This is a genomic window from Aeromonas sp. 130281, from assembly GCF_056642115.1.
This window is the reverse complement of record NZ_JBWVQS010000007.1, coordinates 190310-209691: the sequence shown is the minus strand read 5'-3', so window position 1 is coordinate 209691 and position 19382 is coordinate 190310. Positions and strand designations below refer to the sequence as shown.

Sequence of the window (19382 nt, the reverse complement as noted above, 5' to 3'; positions counted from 1 at the left end):
CCTGATCCCATGCCGAACTCAGAAGTGAAACGCGGTAGCGCCGATGGTAGTGTGGCATTCGCCATGCGAGAGTAGGACACTGCCAGGCACCCAATACAAGAAACCCCGCTCAATCGAGCGGGGTTTTTTATTGCCTGACATTCACTGCATCCATCTATATCCGGTTGATTTACAACCGCATCCTCTCTTCATCGGCCCTGATCTGCGCAGGGCAGCACCATATTGACTATGCCGTCTTCCAGCTGGATGTCGATCTGGAAACCCAGCCGCTTGGCCAGATTGATCATGCCGCGATTGCTGGGCATGGTCATGCCCGACAGCTGGCCGATGCCGCGCTCTCTGGCGTAGCGCACTATCTTCTCCATCATCAGCTTGCCGAGTCCCAGCCCTTTCATATCCGATCGCACCAGGATGGCAAATTCCGCGTCAGACTGGTCCGGGTTGGAGATGGCGCGCACCACTCCCAGGATCTGCTGGTTGTAGGGCCCATCCTGCCCCACGGCGACGAAGGCCATCTCCCGGTCGTAATCGATCTGGGTCATGCGGGCCAGTTCTTCGTGCCCCAGTTCTCCCACGTCGGCGAAGAAGCGCTTGTATCTGTCCTCATCGGAGACCTTGAGCACGAACTGCTTGTGGGCCGGTTCATCCTCAGGACGGATCGGGCGCAGCAGCACATGGTTCTGATCTTTCAGCCAGGCACCCTCCTCCAGTTCGGTGGGATAGGGGCGAATGGCCAGTGGCAGCATCTGCCGACCCTCTTCCATCAGCACCAGCCTGGCATCCAGGATCACCATCTCTTCGCCGCAGGCCTGCAGTGGATGCAGGTCCAGCTCCTGGATTGCGGGGAAGGCCAGCAGCAGCTCGGAGAGCTGGCACAAGACCTGGGCGAGGGCATCGATATCGAGTCGTACCGGGCTGGCCTGTTCGCGGATCTTGCCGTTCTTGAGGGCACCGATGATCTGGTAGCGAGCGAGCGCCTGGTTGAGCGGTGGCAGGGCCGCGACCATCTCGTGGGGTTCGGCACCGGACTCCCCGAGCAGGATGACGGGGCCGAACACAGGATCCTGCTGCAGGCGGATGCGCAGCTCGAGTCCACCGCTGCGTTTTGCCATGCGCTGGACCAGCAGGCCTTCTATTCGGGCCCCAGGGTCGTGCTGGCGGACCCGATCCAGGATGGCATCCGCCGCCTGGGCCACTTCCGCCGAGGTGCGCAGATTCAGCATGACGCCGTGCACCTCGGATTTGTGGGCGATGTCGGGGGATCGCAGCTTCACCGCCACCGGATAGCCTATCTGCTCCGCGGTCAGCGCCGCCTCGATGGCATCGGAAACTATCCAGGTCGACAGGGTGGAGAGACCGGCCGCCTGCATGATGGGTTGCGCCAGGTGGGTGTCCAGTACCCGCTGCTTGCGATCCAGCGCCTGGCGGAGCAACTGCTGGCAGCGCTCGACATCGAGTCTGTCCCCTTGCAGGGAGGCGGGGGTTTCCATCAACTGTTTCTGGTTGCGGCGGTATTCCACCATGTGCATGAAGGCGGTGACGGCACTCTCCGGAGTACGGTAAGTCGGGATCCCCGCTTCATTGAACAGGCGTCGACCCTCCTGGGCCGAGTATTCTCCCGCCCAGTTGGTCAGTATGTTGAAACGCCTGGCTCTGGGGTGCTGCTTGAGGAAATCGATCAGATTGCTGGCCAGGGTCGCACCGCGAGCGGTGAGGGAGGGGGCGTGGATCAGCAGTATGGCATCGGCTCCGTCCCCTTGCAGCAGCTCGTCCAGCGCGGTTCGGTAGGCCTCCACATCGGCATCGCTGCCTATGTCCAGAGGGGGCATGGGCATCTTGCCGCCGCGTGCCAGCAGCACGTCTGCGGCCATGTTGGCCAGACCGCGCCCGTTGGAGAGGATGGCGAGTCGCTCCCCCTTGAGGGTCAGGGAGTGGCTCAGGGTTTCGACGGTGGCAAACAGCTCGTGGGTGTCCCGTACCCGCAGCATGCCGGCCCGGCGGATGGCGGCGTCATAGACGTTGTCGAGGCCGTTGGCCGGATCGTGGCGCCCGCTCTTGAGCACCAGAATGGGCTTGTTGCGGGAAGCGGCGCGGGCGGCGGAGAGAAAGTGACGGGCATCGTGCAGCTTGTCCATGTAGATCAGGATGGCGCGGGTTGCCCCGTCGCGGGAGAGCTGATCCAGCAGCTGGCCGAAGTCGATGTCGCAGTGATCCCCAAGCGAAACGAAGGCCGAGAAGCCGATCTCCCGCTGTTTGGCCCAATCGAGGATGGTGGTGCTGACCGCCGCCGACTGGGACAAAAAGGCCACCTGCCCCGGAGTGGCGGCAATGGGGGAGAAGCTGGCGTTGATGCCCTGCCCGGGCAACAGCATGCCCATACTGTTGGGGCCGAGCAGGCGGATGCCGTATTGCCGGCAGAGCTGCCTGAGCCGCTGGCGCTCGTCGCCGGAGAAGTGGGCGGCCAGTATGATGGCCGCCCCTGTGCCCTTCTTGCCGAGCTCCTCGATGAGCGGCAGTACCCGCTCGCGCCGGGTGCAGACGATGGCAAGATCCGGGGAGAGGGGGAGGCTCTCGATATCGGGATAGGCGAGCACGCCGGCGACGGCCCGGCAGTGAGGGCTGACCGGCAGTATGGGGCCCTTGAACTGGCCCGCGAGCAGATGCCGGATGACCACATGCCCGGCCTTCTGGGGGTCACTGGAGGCACCGATGACGGCAATCGATTGGGGTTTGAAGAGCCGATCCAGGCCGCTTGGTTTCATGGGCACTCCTCATGGCGACCCCCGAGGCGAGGGCGACGTATGGTGCCAGTCTAATACGCTTCAGGCGTTCGTTCTGTGACCCATTTCGGATCACGACCGGGCCAGGGCATTGGCACGCAGATAAAATCTCAGTTCACCCTGGATGCGCCGCACAGTGGCCAGGTGCCTGTCTTGCACATAGATCTCCTGCTCCCGATCGAGCGAGGTGCGCTGAACTCCGAGGCTCTGCAGGTACTCTGCAAACAGGATGGCACTCTGGATTTCGACAAGATGCTGGCTCACGGCGTGATCCTCTGTGGTGGATGGATTTGCCGGCCAGTGTCCCCTCTTCTCCAGGGCTTTCATACTGACACATTTGACACTGGTGCTGGGGCAGCCCCGGAGTCAGCGCAGTCCTCCCTGACCGCGGGCCGTGTCCCAGAAGGCGCGGATCAGCGGCTCTTCCAGCCGCTTCTTGAGCACGGCGATGCCGACATCGAACGGCTTGAGGGCGGGCTTGGGATCGACGATGCGTACCTTGTCCCCCATGGGGCTGTGATCGATCACGGCGGCAGGCACCAGGCCTACGCCGAAGCCGAGGGCCACCATGGCGACTATGCCCTCGTTGCCCGCCACCTCGGCATAGATGTTGGGGGCTATGCCCTTGTTGCGAAACCACTGATCACAGCGTTTGCGGGCCAGCCCCTGCTCCGAGAGGATGAGCGGCAGTCGCTCCCAGTCGGGTTCGCCCTGGGAGAACCACTGGCTTTGCTGGGGGGCATTGCGGGGGGCGATAAAGACCAGCGGCACCTGCTGCAGGCTGGCGAACTCCAGCTTGGACGAGAGGGCATCCGGCCTGGCGGCGATGGCGAGATCGGCCTCGTCGGCCAGGATCTTGTCCACCGCCAGGGCGGGGTCGCCGGTCTCCAGCTTGATCTCGAGCTGGGGGTAGCGGCGGCGAAAGCGCTCCAGCACCTCGGGCAGCAGGAAGTAGCTGGCGGTGACCGAACAGAAGACCCGCAGCCGCCCCTGCAACGGCTCGTCGCTGCGCCTGAGTTCCTGCTTGAGCCGCCGCCACTCCTGCAGCAGGCTGCCACCGAACTCCCTCAGCTTCTCTCCCGCCGGGGTGAGCCGCACGCTGCGGTTGTCCCGCTCGAACAGCACGCAGCCGGTCTCCTGCTCCAGCCGCTGGATGGCGCGGCTCAGGGTGGAGGGGCTGACCGCCATGGCGTCGGCGCTCTTGCCGAAGTGGAGGGAGTCGGCGAGGTGGAGAAACAGTTCGAGATTGCGAAGGTCCATCTTTGAATTCCTGCAGCGGCGCTTGTGCCGACCATATACCTTCAGGCCGCAAGCCCCCGAGATGCACCGGGTGGGAAAAACGGCCTGAGAATGCCAAGAGTCATATTTCAATTTCTGCAACGTACTGTTTCGAATATATCAGTTCAGGCAATAAGTGTCCCGCGCTATAGTGGTTTGGACAACGCCGCTACCCGGCATGGAATCAATCGAACGGAGCAATCACCATGGCTAACTATTTCAACACCTTGAACCTGCGTCAGCAGTTGGCCCAGCTGGGCAAGTGTCGTTTCATGCAGCGCGAGGAGTTCGCTGACGGTTGTGCGGCGCTCAAGGGCAAGAAGGTGGTGATTGTGGGCTGTGGCGCCCAGGGTCTGAACCAGGGTCTGAACATGCGCGACTCCGGGCTGGACATCTCCTATGCCCTGCGCAAGGCCGCCATCACCGAGAAGCGTGCCTCCTGGCAGAAGGCCACCGACAACGGCTTCGTCGTCGGTACCTATGAAGATCTGATCCCGACCGCCGATCTGGTGCTGAACCTGACCCCGGACAAGCAGCACTCCGACGTGGTGAAGACCGTCATGCCGCTGATGAAGCAGGGCGCCGCCCTGGGTTACTCCCACGGCTTCAACGTGGTGGAAGAGGGTCAGCAGATCCGCGCCGATATCACAGTCGTCATGGTGGCGCCCAAGTGCCCGGGTACCGAGGTGCGTGAAGAGTACAAGCGCGGCTTCGGCGTGCCGACCCTGATCGCCGTTCACCCGGAGAACGATCCCCAGGGTGAAGGCATGGCCATCGCCAAGGCCTGGGCCTCCGCCACCGGTGGCGACCGTGCGGGCGTGCTGGAATCCTCCTTCGTGGCGGAAGTGAAATCCGACCTGATGGGCGAGCAGACCATCCTCTGCGGCATGCTGCAGGCCGGTTCCCTGCTCTGCTACGACAAGCTGGTTGCCGAGGGCACTGACCCAGCCTACGCCGGCAAGCTGATCCAGTTCGGCTGGGAAACCATCACCGAGTCCCTGAAGCAGGGCGGCATCAGCCTGATGATGGACCGTCTCTCCAACCCGGCCAAGCTGCGTGCCTTCGAGCTCTCCGAGCAGCTGCGCACCCTGATGCGTCCGCTGTTCGAGAAGCACATGGATGACATCATTGCCGGCGAGTTCTCCCGCGGCATGATGGCCGACTGGGCCGAAGACGATGCCAAGCTGTTCGGCTGGCGCGAAGAGACCGGCAAGTCCGCCTTCGAGAATGCCCCGGCCTATGCGGGCAAGATCGCCGAGCAGGAGTACTTCGACAATGGCGTGGTCATGGTGGCCATGGTCAAGGCGGGTGTCGAGCTGGCGTTCGAAACCATGGTGGCCTCCGGCATCTATGAAGAGTCCGCCTACTACGAGTCCCTGCACGAGCTGCCGCTGATCGCCAACACAGTCGCTCGCAAGCGTCTGTACGAGATGAACGTGGTCATCTCCGACACCGCGGAGTACGGCAACTATCTGTTCGCCAACGCCGCCGTGCCGCTGCTGCGCGAGCACTTTATGCCGACCCTCCAGGCTGGTGATTTGGGCAGCGCCCGCGCCGAGCCGAAGGCGGTGGACAACCTGGCCCTGCTGGCGGCCAATGAGGCGACTCGTAGCCATCCGATCGAAGCGATCGGCCATACCCTGCGTGGCTACATGAAAGACATGAAACGCATCGCCGTCGGCGGTTAATGCCGGCGATGGAAGGGCGGGGGTGACGATCCCCGTCTTCTGGCTGGCTTAGACACCTGGCCAGATCTCCACAGGATGGCAACGCCGGCTTCCGGCAACAAAAAGCCCCGCTCAATGAGCGGGGCTTTTGCATTCAGAAAGACTTGGAAAATCAGGCTTTCCAGGATTTCCAGGTGTTGATCAGACCGTTGGTGGAGCTGTCGTGGCTGGTGACGGCGTCATTGCTGCCCAGCTCCGGCAGTATCTTGTTGGCGAGCTGCTTGCCCAGTTCCACGCCCCACTGGTCGAAGGAGAAGATGTTCCAGATTGCGCCCTGTACGAAGATCTTGTGCTCGTACATGGCGATCAGGGCACCCAGCGTCTTCGGGGTCAGGCTCTTGAACAGTATGCTGTTGGTCGGGCGGTTGCCTTCAAACACCTTGAACGGCACCAGATCCTTGACCTGCTCCAGCGTCTTGCCAGCCGCCAGGAACTCGGCCTCGACCTGTTCCTTGCTCTTGCCGAAGGCCAGCGCCTCGGTCTGGGCGAAGAAGTTGGCCAGCAGCTTCGGATGGTGGTCGCCGATCGGGTTGTGGCTGATGGCCGGCGCAAGGAAGTCACAGGGGATCAGCTTGGTGCCCTGGTGGATCAGCTGGTAGAAGGCGTGCTGGCCGTTGGTGCCCGGCTCACCCCAGATGATGGGGCCGGTCTGGTAGTCAACCGGGTTCCCGTTGCGATCCACGTACTTGCCGTTGGATTCCATGTTGCCCTGCTGGAAGTAGGCAGGGAAGCGGTGCATGTACTGATCGTAGGGCAGGATGGCTTCGGACTCGGCACCGTGGAAGTTGTTGTACCAGAGGCCGATCAGCGCCAGCAGCACAGGCACGTTCTGCTCATAGGAGGCGGTGGCGAAGTGCATGTCCATCTCGAAGGCGCCTTGCAGCAGGGCTTCGAAGTTGTCGAAACCGACGGACAGGGCGATGGGCATGCCGATGGCAGACCAGGAGGAGTAGCGGCCGCCAACCCAGTCCCAGAACTCGAACATGTTGTCGGTGTCGATGCCGAACTCGGCCACGGCCTTGCCGTTGGTGGAGAGCGCAGCGAAGTGCTTGGCAACGTGGGCCTTGTCACCGGCGATCTGGATGAACCAGTCGCGGGCGGTCAGGGCGTTGGTCATGGTCTCCTGAGTGGTGAAGGTCTTGGAGGCCACCAGGAACAGGGTGGTTTCCGGATCAATCTTCTTCAGCGTCTCGGCGATGTGGGTGCCATCGACGTTGGAGACGAAGTGCATCTGCAGGTGGTTTTTGTAGGGGCGCAGCGCCTCGGTGATCATCACCGGGCCCAGATCGGAACCACCGATACCGATGTTGACCACGTGCTGGATCGCCTTGCCGGTGTAGCCTTTCCACTCGCCGGAGATGATCTTCTCGCAGAAGCCCTTCATCTTGGCCAGCACGGCGTTCACTTCCGGCATCACGTCCTTGCCGTCGCACTCGATGGGGCGGTCGGAGCGGTTGCGCAGGGCCACGTGCAGCACGGAGCGGCCTTCGGTCATGTTGATCTTGTCGCCGTTGAACATGGCATCGATGGCGCTGCGCAGATCGGTCTCCTTGGCCAGATCGATGAGCAGCTTGAGGGTCTCCTCGGTGATCAGGTTCTTGGAGTAGTCGACCAGGATGTCGCCTTGATAGGTGAGGGAGAACTTGTCGAAACGCTGGGGATCCTGGGCGAACAGATCTTTCAGCCGGGTCTCTTTGTTCGCTGCAAAGTGGGCTTCCAGTGCCTGCCAGGCCTGGGTCTGGGTTGGATTGATGTTTTTCATAGGATTATCAGTCTTCCAAGTTGTGTTTGAACCTTGCAGGCAAGGCTCCCGCCAAACCTTATTATTCGAGCACTATACCGGGCCCATTATACCGGGCACATGGTGCGGCCCGTGTAACAGAGCTTTACCAATTGTCTGCATCGAAGGAGTTTACAACCAAAACGCTGCGATTATGAGTCAGCAGGGGTCATGAGATCTTGCGTTGGCTCATGCTTCGCCAGTCTCGTCAGGTTGAAAGGGGTTTCAATGTGGCAGGGGAGAGGCGGGGCCGGAGATGGGGTGAGGCGAGCGGGTATTGGGCGGGGGTCAGGCCGCCCGTGGCTGGCTTTTCCCCTGCCCCGGAAACGACGATGCCAGCCCTGAGGCTGGCATCGTGGCCATCATCACTGGATTCAGGCCTGGGTCTTCTGCATGTGCATGACCATCTGGGGGAAGGGGATCTCGACGCCCTCGGCATCGAAGGCCAGCTTCACCTTCTCGTGGAAGTCGAACCAGACACCCCAGTAATCGCCCGTCTTGACCCAGGGACGCACCACTATGTTGACCGAGGAGTCGGCCAGGGCAGCGACGGCGATGGTGACGGCCGGATCCTTGAGGATGCGGGTCTCTTCATTCACCAGACGCTCCAGGATCTGCTTGGCCTTGCGCAGGTCCGAGCCATAGCCGATGCCGAAGGTCATGTCGACCCGGCGGGTGTCCATGCGGGAGTAGTTGACTATGGTGCCGTTGAGGATGGCGGAGTTCGGGACCACCACCATCTTGTTGTCGGCGGAGGTGAGGGTGGTGGTGAACAGCTGAACGGCCTGCACCACGCCGTTGGTACCGGCCACCTCGATGAACTCACCGGCCTTGATGGGACGGAAGATGATCAGCAGGAAACCGGCGGCAAAGTTGGAGAGGGACCCTTGCAGCGCCAGACCTATGGCCAGACCGGCGGCACCTATGATGGCGACGAAGGAGGCGGTCTGCACCCCGACCCGGCCCAGGGCCGCGATCACCACGAACACCAGTATGGTGTACTTGAGGATGCTGCCGACGAAGTGGGTGATTGTGGTGTCCAGCTTGCGGGTATGCATTACCTTGGTCACGCCGCCGCTGATGATGTTGGCGGCGATGTAACCGACCAGCAGGGTGAGCAGGGCGGCGGCGATGTTGACCGAATACTCGATGATCAGTCCCTGGTTATTGACCAGCCAGGTCTGCGCTTCTGTGATGATCTCGGGTTCCATAGGGTGTCCTGTTGGTATTGAAGGTTTATGGCGGATAAATCTAACACCGGAGCGCGACAACCTGGGTCGCATCTGGTGCTTATTCTCTGCCATCAAAAGCTGCCACAAAAAACAAGGGAGGCCAAGGCCTCCCGCTTCGCACCCACCAGTATGGTCCAGCTTTGCAGCTATGGGTTGCGCATCTATTGCCACCGAGCCTCTAACCCGGTGATGGGTAAAGGTTTTATTCGGAGCAGGTATGTAGGTCGATCCGTCCCTCTGGCTCGGCTCAGCTTTGCAATAACTGGCTGCGCATAAACTGCCACTGATCCTCGAAGCCGGCGGTGGGCTTGAGCTTGAACTCGGAGCGGACGAACTGGCTGATGCGGCCCTCCGCATAGGCCAGCAGCAGGTTGGCCAGCATGGTCTCATCGAGCTGGAAGCCCTGGCCTTCCCGCAGCCGCTTCTCCCTCAGTGCTTGCTTGAGCTGGGTCTCCAGCTTGTCAAACAGGGCACTGATGCGATCCCGCAGCCGATCGTGCTCGCCAAGCAGGGCATCGCCGTTGAGGATGCGGGTGATGCCGGGATTGCGCTCGGCGAACACCAGCAGCAGCTGCAGTATATGGTGGCAGCGGGCCATGGTGTCCTTCTCTTCGGCCATGATCAGGTTGACCCGTGACAGCAGGGAATCCTCGATAAAGTCGATCAGTCCCTCGAACATCCGCGCCTTGCTCGGAAAGTGTCGATAGAGGGCCGCCTCGGACACACCCACCTCGGCTGCGAGGCGCGCCGTGGTGATGCGCTGGCCCGGACTGGTTTCCAGCATGTGGGCGAGTGCCTGCAGGATCTGATCGCGCCGACTCTGTTTCTGGTTACTGCTTGCCATGGATTCCCCTAAAAAAAACAATGGCTTGATTCTGTTATTAGACACAGACCCCAGGGGGCTGTGTGGTCTTGTTATTGGCGACCAGAAGAACCAAACCCGCCTTCACCCCGTTCACTCTGGTTGAATTCGTCGACCAGCTGGAAGCTGGCCTGCACCACGGGCAGGATCACCAGCTGGGCGATGCGCTCGCCTGGCTGCATGGTGAAGCTGTCGTTGCCGCGATTCCAGACCGAGACCATCAGCTGGCCCTGATAGTCGGAGTCGATGAGACCGACCAGGTTGCCGAGCACTATGCCGTGCTTATGGCCCAGGCCGGAGCGAGGCAAGATGGTGGCGCACAGACCCGGATCCTGAATGTGGATGGCGAGCCCGGTCGGCACCAGGGTGGTGTCGCCCGGTGCCAGCGTGATCGGTGCATCCAGCAGGGCGCGCAGATCCATGCCAGCGGAACCCGGAGTGGCGTAGGCAGGCAGCGGGAAGTCGGTGCCGATGCGGGCATCCAGGATTTTCAGTTCAATTTGTGTCGTCATGAATCGTTTTTCAATTGGATCGCCCCGGGGCGATCGAGTGGTTCAGTGGGCGCCCTTGGGTCGCCCAGCATGTTGTCAATGCGATGCCGGTCGCCGTGAGTCCGTCGCCAGTGGTCATGGCCCGGGGCTCAGGGTCGATAGTGGCGTGCAATCAGGGCGACAAGATGACGAGCCAGCGTCAGCTTGTCGGCCAGGGGCAGGGCGGCCTGACCCCCTTGCCAGAAGACGGTCAGGGCGTTGTCATCGGCATTGAAGCCTTGACCCGCGCGGGACACGTCGTTGGCGGCGATCATGTCCAGCCGCTTACGTCGCAGTTTGTCGAGGGCGTATTGTTCCACATCCACGGTTTCGGCGGCAAATCCGACGGTGAAGGGCTTGTCTGACAGTGCCCCCACGGCGGCGATGATGTCGGGATTCTTGACCAGGGTCAGCGCCATCTGGTCGTTGTCACCAGTCTTCTTGATCTTCTGGCTGGCGACCTGGGCCGGGCGATAGTCTGCCACGGCGGCGCAGCCGATAAAGAGGTCGCACTCACCGACCCGGCTCATCACCGCTTCGTGCATCTGCAGGGCGCTCTCCACATCGACTCTTGTCACCCCTTGCGGGGTGGCCAGGGCGACAGGGCCGCTCACCAGCGTCACTTCGGCACCCGCCTCGCGGGCGGCGCGGGCGATGGCGTAACCCATCTTGCCGGAGCTGTGGTTGCTGATGTAGCGCACCGGATCCAGCGCCTCGCGGGTCGGCCCGGCGGTGAGCAGCAGTTTGACCCCCGCCAGCAATGGCTCGTCAGCCAGCTGCTGGCAGCAGCGCTCCACCAGTTCGAGGGGATCCAGCATCCGGCCGGGGCCCACGTCACCGCAGGCCTGGCTGCCGGAATCCGGCCCCCACAGCAGGATGCCGCGGCTGGCCAGGGTATCGAGATTGGCCTGGGTGGCGGCGTTGCGATACATCTGCTGGTTCATGGCAGGCGCAAGCGCCACGGTTGCCGGGGTGGCCAGGCAGAGGGTGGTGAGCAGCTCGTCCGCCATGCCGGCGGCCATGCGCGCCATCAGGTTGGCGCTGGCGGGGGCGATCAGCACCAGATCCGCCCACTTGGCCAGCTCGATGTGGCCCATGCCCGCCTCGGCGGCCGGGTCCAGCAGGCTGTCGGCCACCGGGTGGCCGGAGACGGCCTGCAGGGTCAGGGGAGTGATGAACTCCTTGGCGGAGCGGGTCATCACCACCCGCACCTCGGCCCCCTGATCTTTCAGGCGACGTACCAGTTCGGCACTCTTGTAGGCGGCGATCCCGCCACTGACACCCAACAGGATGCGTTTATCGGCCAATCTCATCTGCTGCTTCTCTTTCGGCTCACTCTGACTGGTCGGCTAAGATAGCACAGGCGATGGGCGACGACAGAGGCTGACATGGGGGAGTTGTGGTCGGGCTCCCGCGATTTTTTGCTATGTTTTCTCTCAATAGCCATGGGGGAGAGACAAATGAGCATCAAGGAGTGGCCGGAAGATGAGCGCCCCCGGGAGAAGCTGCTGCGCCGTGGGGCGGGGGTGCTGTCCGATGCGGAATTGCTGGCGATCTTCCTGCGCACCGGGGTCAGCGGCCTGAGCGCGGTGGATCTGTCCCGCCAGCTGTTGCAGCAGTTCGGCTCCCTGCGGGCGCTGCTCGGAGCCGAGCAACAGGCTTTTTGCGGCGCTCACGGGCTGGGGCCGGCCAAATATGCCCAGTTGCAGGCGGTGCTGGAGATGGGCAGGCGGCATCTTGCCGAGCAGTTGCAACGGGGGGAGGCCCTCACCTCCCCCCAGCTGACCCGGGAGTATTTGCAGGCCCAGCTGCGGGACAGGCCGCGGGAGGTGTTTGCGCTGTTATTGCTCGATAACCAGCACAGAGTGATTCAATTTGTTGAACTTTTCTACGGCACCCTGGATTCGGCGAGCGTCTGGCCCAGGGAAATCGTGCAGATCGCGCTCAAACATAATGCAGCCGCCGTGATTCTGGCGCATAATCACCCGTCCGGCGTAGCCGAGCCCAGTCGGGCCGACCGCCAGATCACGGATCGGATCCTGGCCGCCCTGGCCTTGGTCGATATCAGAGTGCTGGATCACTTGGTGATCGGTGACGGCATCACGGTTTCTTTCGCAGAGCGTGGTTGGTTATGACTGGGCTCTGGCACTGTATTAGTTGATCTTTGATCACGGATGCTGTATAAAATGCCGCCTTCTGTTTGCCCCGCAATCGAAGGCCAGCGGGGCAGATATTTGCTCGAGCAATGAAGTAAGATTTGGAGAGACTGACATGTCTAGAGTATGCCAAGTAACCGGCAAGCGCCCGGCAGTTGGTAACAACCGTTCGCACGCTAACAACGCTACCAAGCGTCGTTTCCTGCCGAACCTGCACACTCACCGTTTTTGGGTTGAGAGTGAAAAACGCTTCGTAAGCCTGCGCGTATCCGCAAAAGGCATGCGTATCATCGACAAGCGCGGCGTTGAAGTGGTTCTGGCTGAACTGCGTGCCAGCGGCGTTAAGGTATAAGGAATTAGATCATGGCTAAAGGTATTCGCGATAAGATTCGCCTGAACTCCAGCGCCGGTACTGGTCACTTCTATACCACTACCAAGAACAAGCGCACCATGCCCGAAAAAATGGAGATCAAGAAATTTGATCCCGTTATTCGTCAGCATGTGATCTACAAGGAAGGCAAAATCAAGTAATCACTTGATGCTGCATTCCCAAAAAACCCGGCTTAGTGCCGGGTTTTTTTATGGATGGAATTCAGTACACTGCCGCTTCAAAGGGAGGCTTGCCATGTTCAAATTGAGCCGTAAAGGCTGGAATAACGTGATCATAGTGGTGGTGCTGATCGTTATCACCCTGCTGCACCGGCTGGAGCAGGCCCAGCAGGAGAACAGCGCCCAGCGGTCCCGTCCCCTGCTGCCCGAATCAGCCGTGGTGTTGACCTGGCAGGGGCCGAGCTGGCAGATAGAGCGGATCGGCCAGGGCTGGCGCAGCGGGCCGGATCTGGGGCTCAGCAGCGCCCAGCTGGCCGCCCGCATCGAGACATGGCAAGGCTGGCTGTTGCCCCCGGGCGGGGCCGTGCGCGGCACCCCTGTCACCCTCAAGATATGGGTCGCCGGCCAGAGCGATCCGGTTGAGGTGGGGCTCTATCAGGACGACGGCAAGTTTGCCGCCCTGCTGCCCCCCTCGACCTGGCTCACCCTGAGCCAGGAGCAGTACCGCGACCTGCTGCGTCCCACCCCCTGAACCCTGCCGTGAGCGAGAGACCTGTCTATGCCTGAATTACCGGAAGTCGAAGTCAGCCGCCAGGGGATCTCTCCCTGGCTCACCGGCATCAAGGTGACCCGTGTGGTGGTCAGGGATGGCCGGCTGCGCTGGCCCGTGCCTGGGGAGATCCAGGAGCTGGTGGATCTCGTCATCCACAGGGTCAGCCGCCGTGCCAAGTACCTGCTGCTGGAGACCGACTTCGGCACCGCCATCCTGCATCTCGGCATGTCCGGCAGCCTGCGGGTGCTGGACATAGGTACCCCGGCCGAGAAGCACGATCACGTGGACATCGAGCTCGCCAACGGCAAGCTGCTGCGGCTCAACGACCCGCGCCGTTTCGGTGCCCTGCTGTGGACCCGTGAACCCGCCGAGGCGCACGCCCTGCTCGCCAAGCTGGGGCCCGAGCCGCTCACCGACGCCTTCAGCGCCGACTATCTGAGGGCGCGAGCCAAGGGGCGCAGCACCGCCATCAAGCAGTTCCTGATGGACAACCAGGTGGTGGTCGGGGTGGGCAACATCTACGCCAACGAGGCGCTCTACGCCGCCGGCATTCACCCCAAGCGGGCGGCGGGCAACATCAGCGGCGAGCGGTTGGGGACCCTGGTGGCAGAGATCAAGCGGGTGCTGGCCGAGGCCATTCGCCAGGGGGGCACCACCCTCAAGGATTTCACCAGTGCCGACGGCAAGCCGGGCTATTTCGTGCAGCAGTTGCAGGTCTATGGCCGGGGCGGCCAGCCCTGTTTCCACTGCCATACCCTGCTGACCGAGGTGAGGATGGGCCAGAGAACCACAGTGTTCTGCTCCCACTGCCAACGCTGAATTGCCGTTTTCTGGGCCATATCCGGCCAAGTTGTAAGAGAGTATTGCCAGTCTGTTGATGCAGCTTTCGTCCATGACTACTATCTCGCCAGTTCAGGCTGCGAGGTAATAAAAATGACAGCAGAATCAATAGACTGGGAGCATTTATCCCGGCAGGGGCACTATTGCGCCCAGAAAATGGCCCGCTTCCTTTATCCCGATGACAGCGCCCGCAAGACCTTCAATCGCGGCAAGTTCGTGCTGCGCAGTCTGCTCTACCGGCCGCAGTTGAACCGGGTGTTCGAGCTGTTTCAGACAGAACCCCTGAGGGCCCTGCCTGCCCACTATCCCGAGCTGCTCGACAAGCCGATGCGCCCCTATCGCTTCGCCTGCTCGACCGTGAACCAGCGAGTCAGGATGGTGGAGGATCACTACCGGCTGCTGCTGGCCCGTTATCCGGACCTTATCGACCCGCTCTATCTGGGGGAGGGGATCGAACTCGGCCGCTACCCCGAGGGGGGCTGTCGCCTGGTGTTGCGCCACGACGGCACCTTCCGCCGGGAGGCCGAACTGGCCCTCTCCATCGTCAACGAGCAGGGGGAGCGGCTCTACAGCTGCGCCTTCTCGCTGGCGGGCAGCGAGGACGAGCTGGCGCTGGTGATAGGCTCGGTGCAGGGGCCCGAGCCCGGTGTCGAGCAGCCCCAGGAGCAGGTACGAGCCCTGACCAAGGTGGGCCATGGCCTGAGACCCAAGTCGCTGGTGGTGATGCTGGTGATGGCGCTGGCCGCTGCCATGGGGGCCAGCCGTGTCTCGGCCGTGCGGATGAAGGCGCACATCTTTCAGGCCAGACGCTACAGCAAGAAGAAAAAAGCCTGCCTGCAGGCGGATTATGACGAGCTGTGGCAGGAGTTCGGTGCCCTGGATCAGGATGCCAACTTCGTGCGGTTGCAGCCCGTGGTGCGCAAGCCGCTGGAGGAGGTGGCCGCCAGGAAGCGGGCCATGTACCGGCGTCGCTACGCCTGGCTGGACGAGCTGGCGCTCAACTGTCAGCAGGTGCTGAACCGCGCGCCCGACTGATGGCAGGGGCGGGAGACAGGGGCAGCGTCAACTGCCCCGACAAACAGGCTACCCTGGGGTAGCCTGTTTGCGTTGTCACTTGCCCTGTTTGGCGGCGATGGCCTGGGCCACCAGGGGATCGACGAACTGGTGGATGTCGCCGCCGTGCAGGGCGACTTCCTTCACCAGGGTGGAGGAGATGAAGGAGTTCTCTTCCGCCGGGGTGAGGAAGACGCTCTCCAGTTCCGGCATCAGGCGGCGGTTCATGTTGGCCAGCTGGAATTCGTACTCGAAGTCGGAGACGGCGCGCAGGCCGCGGATCAGCACGTTGGCCTGCTGCTCCCTGGCAAAATCCACCAGCAGGCCGGAGAAGCCCACCACCTTGACGTTGGGCAGATGGGCGGTCACCTGCTGAGCCAGCAGGACGCGCTCCGCCAGATCGAACAGCGGCCGCTTGCTCGGGCTGTTGGCGACCCCGACCACCACCTCGTCAAACAGCCTGGCGGCCCGGCCAATGAGATCGGTATGGCCGTTGGTGATGGGGTCGAAGGTGCCGGGATAGATTACCTTGTTGGTCATGCTGCTGATTCCTGCAACCGGGAAAATTGGTCGCATTATAGGGTCTGTTGGTGGTTTGTCGCGACCGGGATGGCGCGGATTTCTGGCGCGGCGCCCCAGGTTGGATCGCCCAAATCAGGGCCCCTCGGCGTCTTCGCTTGAGAATAGCCCGGCATCAGGCAAGAATAGCCGCACCGCGCATCGAGCCTCCCTGCATTGGTGACAGGGAGCAAAGGGATTTTTTATGAAACGCATTCTGGTAGTACGCAATGACAAGATTGGTGACTTCATGCTGGCCTGGCCGAGTTTTGCCATGCTCAAGCGCTCCATGGAGTGTCATGTGACTGCCCTGGTCCCCGCCTACACGGCACCGCTGGCCCGCCTCTGCCCCTGGATCGACGAGATCATCCTGGATCCGGGTGCCCGGGCCGACAAGGAACAGCAACGGGCCTTGCTGGCCCGCATCAAGGCGGCCGCCTTCGATGCCTCCATCTGCCTCTTCTCCAACACCCGTAACGCCAAGCTGGTGTGGAAGGCGCACATTCCCTACCGGCTGGCCCCGGCCACCAAGCTGGCCCAGGTGCTCTACAACCAGCGGCTGGTGCAGCGCCGCTCCCGCTCCCAGAAGCCGGAGTACGAGTACAACCTGGATCTGGTGCGCCGCTTCCTCGCCGACCAGCAACTGAGCGTGGTGGAACCCCATGGGCCCTACCTCAGCTTCGATCCCGAGAGCCTGCAACAGGTGCGCGAGCAGGTCGCCAGCCGGCTGAGGCTGGATGCGAGCCGCCCCTGGCTGATGGTGCACGCCGGCAGCGGCGGCTCGGCCAATAACCTCTCCATCGAGCAGTACTCGCGCCTCATCATCAAGCTCAACCAGGCCTGCCCTGAACTGCAGTGCGTGCTGACGGCGGGGCCCGGGGAGGAGAGCAAGGCGGAGCAGCTGGCGGCCGAGCTGCTGGCCCACGGCGGCAACGGCTGGATCTACCGCTCCGACGAGGGGCTGCCGAAGTTCTGCCAGGTGATGGCCAATGCCGCCCTGTTCGTGGCAGGTAGCACGGGGCCGCTGCACATAGCCGCGGCGCTGGACGTGCCGACCATCGGCTTCTTCCCTGCGCACCGCTCCGCCACGCCGCTGCGCTGGCGTCCGCTCAACAGCGAGGGGCGTCATCTGGCCTTCAGCCCGCCGGAAGACAGCGATCACCCGGAAGACATGAGCCAGCTCGATCCCAAGACCATGGCGGCGGCGATCGCCCGCTGGGCACCGCCGTTCTGGCGGGCAGAGCGCTGAGAATGCAGACAGGGCCCCTCGGGGCCCTGTCTCGTCATGGGGATGTCGCCATGCCGGCTTACTTTGGTGCCTGGTCCGGTGCCTGGGGTTGCTGGCGGATCCAGAGGTCCGCGTACTTCGCGAAGGTGGAGTGGGCGGAGAGGATGGCCAGCAGCAGGCCCTGCTTGCCATCGAGGAAGCCGGCCTTGAGCAGGTACATCTTGAGGAAGCAGCCGATGGCGTGCACCAGTCCCTGACCGAGGGAGCCCTTCTTGCCGCGGGCGGTGCGCTGATCGGCCCAGGCCCTGGCGTAGCCGGCGGATTTCACCAGATAGTGCTCCAGATCCCGGTAGGTGAAGTGCAGCAGGTCGCCGTGCAGGTTGACGATCTTCATGTTGGCGCGTACCTCCACCTTCTCGTGCACCAGGGCCTCGTTGTAGCCGGTCAGCGCCCTGGGGTAGAGGCGCAGCACCCGATCCGGGTACCAGCCGCTGTGGCGGATGAAGCGGCCGAACACCCAGGAGAGGCGGGGGATGGAGTAGATGATGTCGCCGGCCGGATTGGCCATGACCCCCTTGATGGCCTCCCTGAGTTCGGGGGTGAGCCGCTCGTCCGCATCCAGCCACAGCACCCACTCCGACTGGACATGGGACTGGGCGAGGCGGCGCTGGCGACCGAAGCCAGGCCAGGCCGTGTTGACGAAGAAGCGGGCGCCGAATTCGGCGGCGATGGCGGGGGTCTCATCCTGACTGCCGGAGTCCAGGATGACGATTTCGTCCACCAGGCCATCGAGGGAGGCGAGGCAGGCGCGCAGGTTGTCGGCTTCGTTCTTGACGATCAGGACGGCCGCCAGGGTCGGTTTTTTCACGGGTTCTGGACTCTTGTTGGCGCCCGGCGGGCGGGTCATGCTCGGATTGGCGCCCATTCTAGCCTAAAACCCCGGCGGGGGCATGGGCCCGCTGGCCATGTCGAGCCGCTTTCGATGGGGGACAGGGCGCCGGTGCTGACAAGAGGGAGCATCCACTTCCCGCAGCGCGGCCCCGGAAGGCCTCTTGCGCATCGGGCAGGTATCTTCTGTTATTTCTTCGGCCTTTCTTGGGGCATAATCTCGCCCAGTAACGATTAACAGCCGGGCCAGTCCCGAGAGAAGACGCGCGATGAAGATATTGGTGATCGGCCCCTCCTGGGTCGGCGACATGGTGATGTCCCAGAGCCTCTACAAGGCACTCAAGGCCAACCACCCGGGCAGCGAGCTGCATGTGATGGCTCCGGCCTGGTGCGTGGCCCTGCTTGAGCGGATGCCCGAGGTGGACAAGGCCATTCCCATGCCGCTCGGCCACGGCGACTTCAAGCTGGGGGCCCGCCGCCGGCTCGGCAAGCAGCTGGCTGCCGAAAAGTACGATCAGGCGATCATCCAGCCCAACTCCATGAAGTCGGCGCTTATCCCCTGGTTTGCCAGGATCCCGGTGCGTACCGGCTGGAAGGGGGAGCACCGCTTCGGCCTGCTCAACGACATGCGCAGCAACAAGCAGGCCTTCCCGCTGATGGTGGAAGCCTATCTGGCGCTGGCCTACCCCAAGGCGCAGATGAAGAGCCGGAGCGACATTCCGTCCATTCCCCATCCCTCCTTGCACGTGGATCTCGTCAACCAGGGCAAGGCGCTGGAGCGGCTCGGCCTGAATCGCGCCCGCCCCGTGCTGGTGCTCTGCCCCGGGGCCGAGTTCGGCCCGGCCAAGCGCTGGCCCGAGGGGCACTACGCCGTGGTGGCCCAGAAGCATCTGGATGAAGGCTGGCAGGTGTGGATCTTCGGCTCCGGCAAGGATGTGGAGGTGGCGAACACCATACGAGACCGGATCAACCCCCTGTCGCGCCCCAACTGCCACGTGCTGGCGGGCAAGACCAGCCTGCACGAGGCGATCGATCTGATGGCCCTGGCCGGTCGGGTCATCGCCAACGATTCGGGCCTGATGCACGTCGCCGCCGCCCTCAACCGGCCGCTGATCGGTGTCTACGGCTCCACCTCGCCGCTCTACACGCCGCCACTGGCGGACAGGGTGGAGATAGTGCACACCGACATCGAATGCCGCCCCTGCTTCAAGCGCACCTGCAAGTTCGGCCACCTCAAGTGCCTGATCGAGCTGATGCCGGAGCAGGTCATCGAGGCGGGCAAACGACTGGAGCGCAGCGACGGGGCGGATCTGACCATAGCGCTGCAACCGGTGGCGGGTCACGCGACCGGCGGCGAAGGCCAGTAGC

19 protein-coding genes and 1 rRNA gene are annotated in these 19382 nt (G+C 62.9%); 10 read left to right on the top strand and 10 right to left on the bottom strand.

The features are described from left to right. Positions 1-88 (top strand): 5S ribosomal RNA (gene rrf / locus AC1IN8_RS17710); the annotation flags it as partial. 100 nt (positions 89-188) lie between these two features. On the opposite strand, the gene AC1IN8_RS17705 is transcribed toward rrf, so the two are convergent. The 3 genes from AC1IN8_RS17705 to ilvY all read right to left on the bottom strand — a co-directional run bounded on the left by AC1IN8_RS17705 (position 189) and on the right by ilvY (position 4040). Further along, entirely contained in the window at positions 189-2762 is a 2574-nt protein-coding gene (locus AC1IN8_RS17705; RefSeq protein ID WP_479759914.1) for a bifunctional acetate--CoA ligase family protein/GNAT family N-acetyltransferase, read from the bottom strand. A 90-nt stretch (positions 2763-2852) separates the two neighbouring features. Further along, on the bottom strand, positions 2853-3044 hold the full coding sequence (locus AC1IN8_RS17700; protein ID WP_106887833.1) for a hypothetical protein: 192 nt from the start codon (positions 3042-3044) through the stop codon (positions 2853-2855). Between the two features lie 102 nt (positions 3045-3146). After that, on the bottom strand, positions 3147-4040 hold the full coding sequence (gene ilvY, locus AC1IN8_RS17695; protein WP_247627608.1) for an HTH-type transcriptional activator IlvY: 894 nt from the start codon (positions 4038-4040) through the stop codon (positions 3147-3149). 224 nt (positions 4041-4264) lie between these two features. Between ilvY and ilvC the strand changes: the two genes are divergently transcribed. After that, the gene (gene ilvC, locus AC1IN8_RS17690) at positions 4265-5746 is read left to right on the top strand and encodes a ketol-acid reductoisomerase (RefSeq protein ID WP_479759912.1); all 1482 of its coding nucleotides are present in this window, start codon (positions 4265-4267) and stop codon (positions 5744-5746) included. A gap of 151 nt (positions 5747-5897) precedes the next feature. Here ilvC and pgi read toward each other — a convergent pair whose 3' ends face one another. The 5 genes from pgi to coaBC form a co-directional block, all read right to left on the bottom strand. Then, complete coding sequence (gene pgi, locus AC1IN8_RS17685; RefSeq protein WP_479759910.1) at positions 5898-7547, bottom strand: glucose-6-phosphate isomerase; 1650 nt, start codon at positions 7545-7547, stop codon at positions 5898-5900. A 392-nt stretch (positions 7548-7939) separates the two neighbouring features. Then, on the bottom strand, positions 7940-8776 hold the full coding sequence (locus AC1IN8_RS17680) for a mechanosensitive ion channel domain-containing protein (protein WP_139438123.1): 837 nt from the start codon (positions 8774-8776) through the stop codon (positions 7940-7942). 268 nt (positions 8777-9044) lie between these two features. Continuing rightward, the gene (gene slmA, locus AC1IN8_RS17675; protein ID WP_005323760.1) at positions 9045-9641 is read right to left on the bottom strand and encodes a nucleoid occlusion factor SlmA; all 597 of its coding nucleotides are present in this window, start codon (positions 9639-9641) and stop codon (positions 9045-9047) included. A 71-nt stretch (positions 9642-9712) separates the two neighbouring features. Next, complete coding sequence (dut, locus tag AC1IN8_RS17670) at positions 9713-10171, bottom strand: dUTP diphosphatase (protein WP_025328776.1); 459 nt, start codon at positions 10169-10171, stop codon at positions 9713-9715. Between the two features lie 128 nt (positions 10172-10299). Further along, a complete protein-coding gene (coaBC, locus tag AC1IN8_RS17665) occupies positions 10300-11502 on the bottom strand; it encodes a bifunctional phosphopantothenoylcysteine decarboxylase/phosphopantothenate--cysteine ligase CoaBC (RefSeq protein WP_479759907.1) in 1203 nt (400 codons plus the stop codon). A 147-nt stretch (positions 11503-11649) separates the two neighbouring features. Between coaBC and radC the strand changes: the two genes are divergently transcribed. From radC to AC1IN8_RS17635, 6 genes are all read left to right on the top strand, one after another. Continuing rightward, complete coding sequence (gene radC / locus AC1IN8_RS17660; protein ID WP_042648929.1) at positions 11650-12324, top strand: RadC family protein; 675 nt, start codon at positions 11650-11652, stop codon at positions 12322-12324. 136 nt (positions 12325-12460) lie between these two features. After that, positions 12461-12697, top strand: a complete 237-nt coding sequence (gene rpmB / locus AC1IN8_RS17655; protein ID WP_005307492.1) for a 50S ribosomal protein L28 — start codon at positions 12461-12463, stop codon at positions 12695-12697. Positions 12698-12708: 11 nt separating this feature from the next. Continuing rightward, a complete protein-coding gene (gene rpmG / locus AC1IN8_RS17650; RefSeq protein WP_005323752.1) occupies positions 12709-12876 on the top strand; it encodes a 50S ribosomal protein L33 in 168 nt (55 codons plus the stop codon). Between the two features lie 94 nt (positions 12877-12970). Further along, positions 12971-13426, top strand: a complete 456-nt coding sequence (locus tag AC1IN8_RS17645) for a hypothetical protein (RefSeq protein WP_042648922.1) — start codon at positions 12971-12973, stop codon at positions 13424-13426. A gap of 27 nt (positions 13427-13453) precedes the next feature. Further along, positions 13454-14266: a bifunctional DNA-formamidopyrimidine glycosylase/DNA-(apurinic or apyrimidinic site) lyase gene (gene mutM / locus AC1IN8_RS17640; protein WP_163137455.1), complete on the top strand. Its 813-nt coding sequence runs from the start codon at positions 13454-13456 to the stop codon at positions 14264-14266. A 177-nt stretch (positions 14267-14443) separates the two neighbouring features. Next, positions 14444-15322 (top strand): VirK/YbjX family protein, encoded by an 879-nt coding sequence (locus AC1IN8_RS17635; RefSeq protein WP_479759904.1) that lies wholly within the window; start codon positions 14444-14446, stop codon positions 15320-15322. Between the two features lie 75 nt (positions 15323-15397). Here the strand turns inward: AC1IN8_RS17635 and coaD are convergent, their stop codons facing one another. Beyond that, positions 15398-15880, bottom strand: a complete 483-nt coding sequence (gene coaD / locus AC1IN8_RS17630; RefSeq protein ID WP_139744767.1) for a pantetheine-phosphate adenylyltransferase — start codon at positions 15878-15880, stop codon at positions 15398-15400. 223 nt (positions 15881-16103) lie between these two features. Between coaD and AC1IN8_RS17625 the strand changes: the two genes are divergently transcribed. Continuing rightward, positions 16104-17147 (top strand): glycosyltransferase family 9 protein, encoded by a 1044-nt coding sequence (locus tag AC1IN8_RS17625; RefSeq protein ID WP_139438116.1) that lies wholly within the window; start codon positions 16104-16106, stop codon positions 17145-17147. Between the two features lie 58 nt (positions 17148-17205). Here AC1IN8_RS17625 and AC1IN8_RS17620 read toward each other — a convergent pair whose 3' ends face one another. Next, complete coding sequence (locus tag AC1IN8_RS17620) at positions 17206-17994, bottom strand: glycosyltransferase family 2 protein (protein ID WP_479759902.1); 789 nt, start codon at positions 17992-17994, stop codon at positions 17206-17208. A 289-nt stretch (positions 17995-18283) separates the two neighbouring features. Between AC1IN8_RS17620 and waaF the strand changes: the two genes are divergently transcribed. Further along, entirely contained in the window at positions 18284-19381 is a 1098-nt protein-coding gene (gene waaF / locus AC1IN8_RS17615) for a lipopolysaccharide heptosyltransferase II (RefSeq protein ID WP_479759901.1), read from the top strand. Position 19382: the final 1 nt, after the last annotated feature.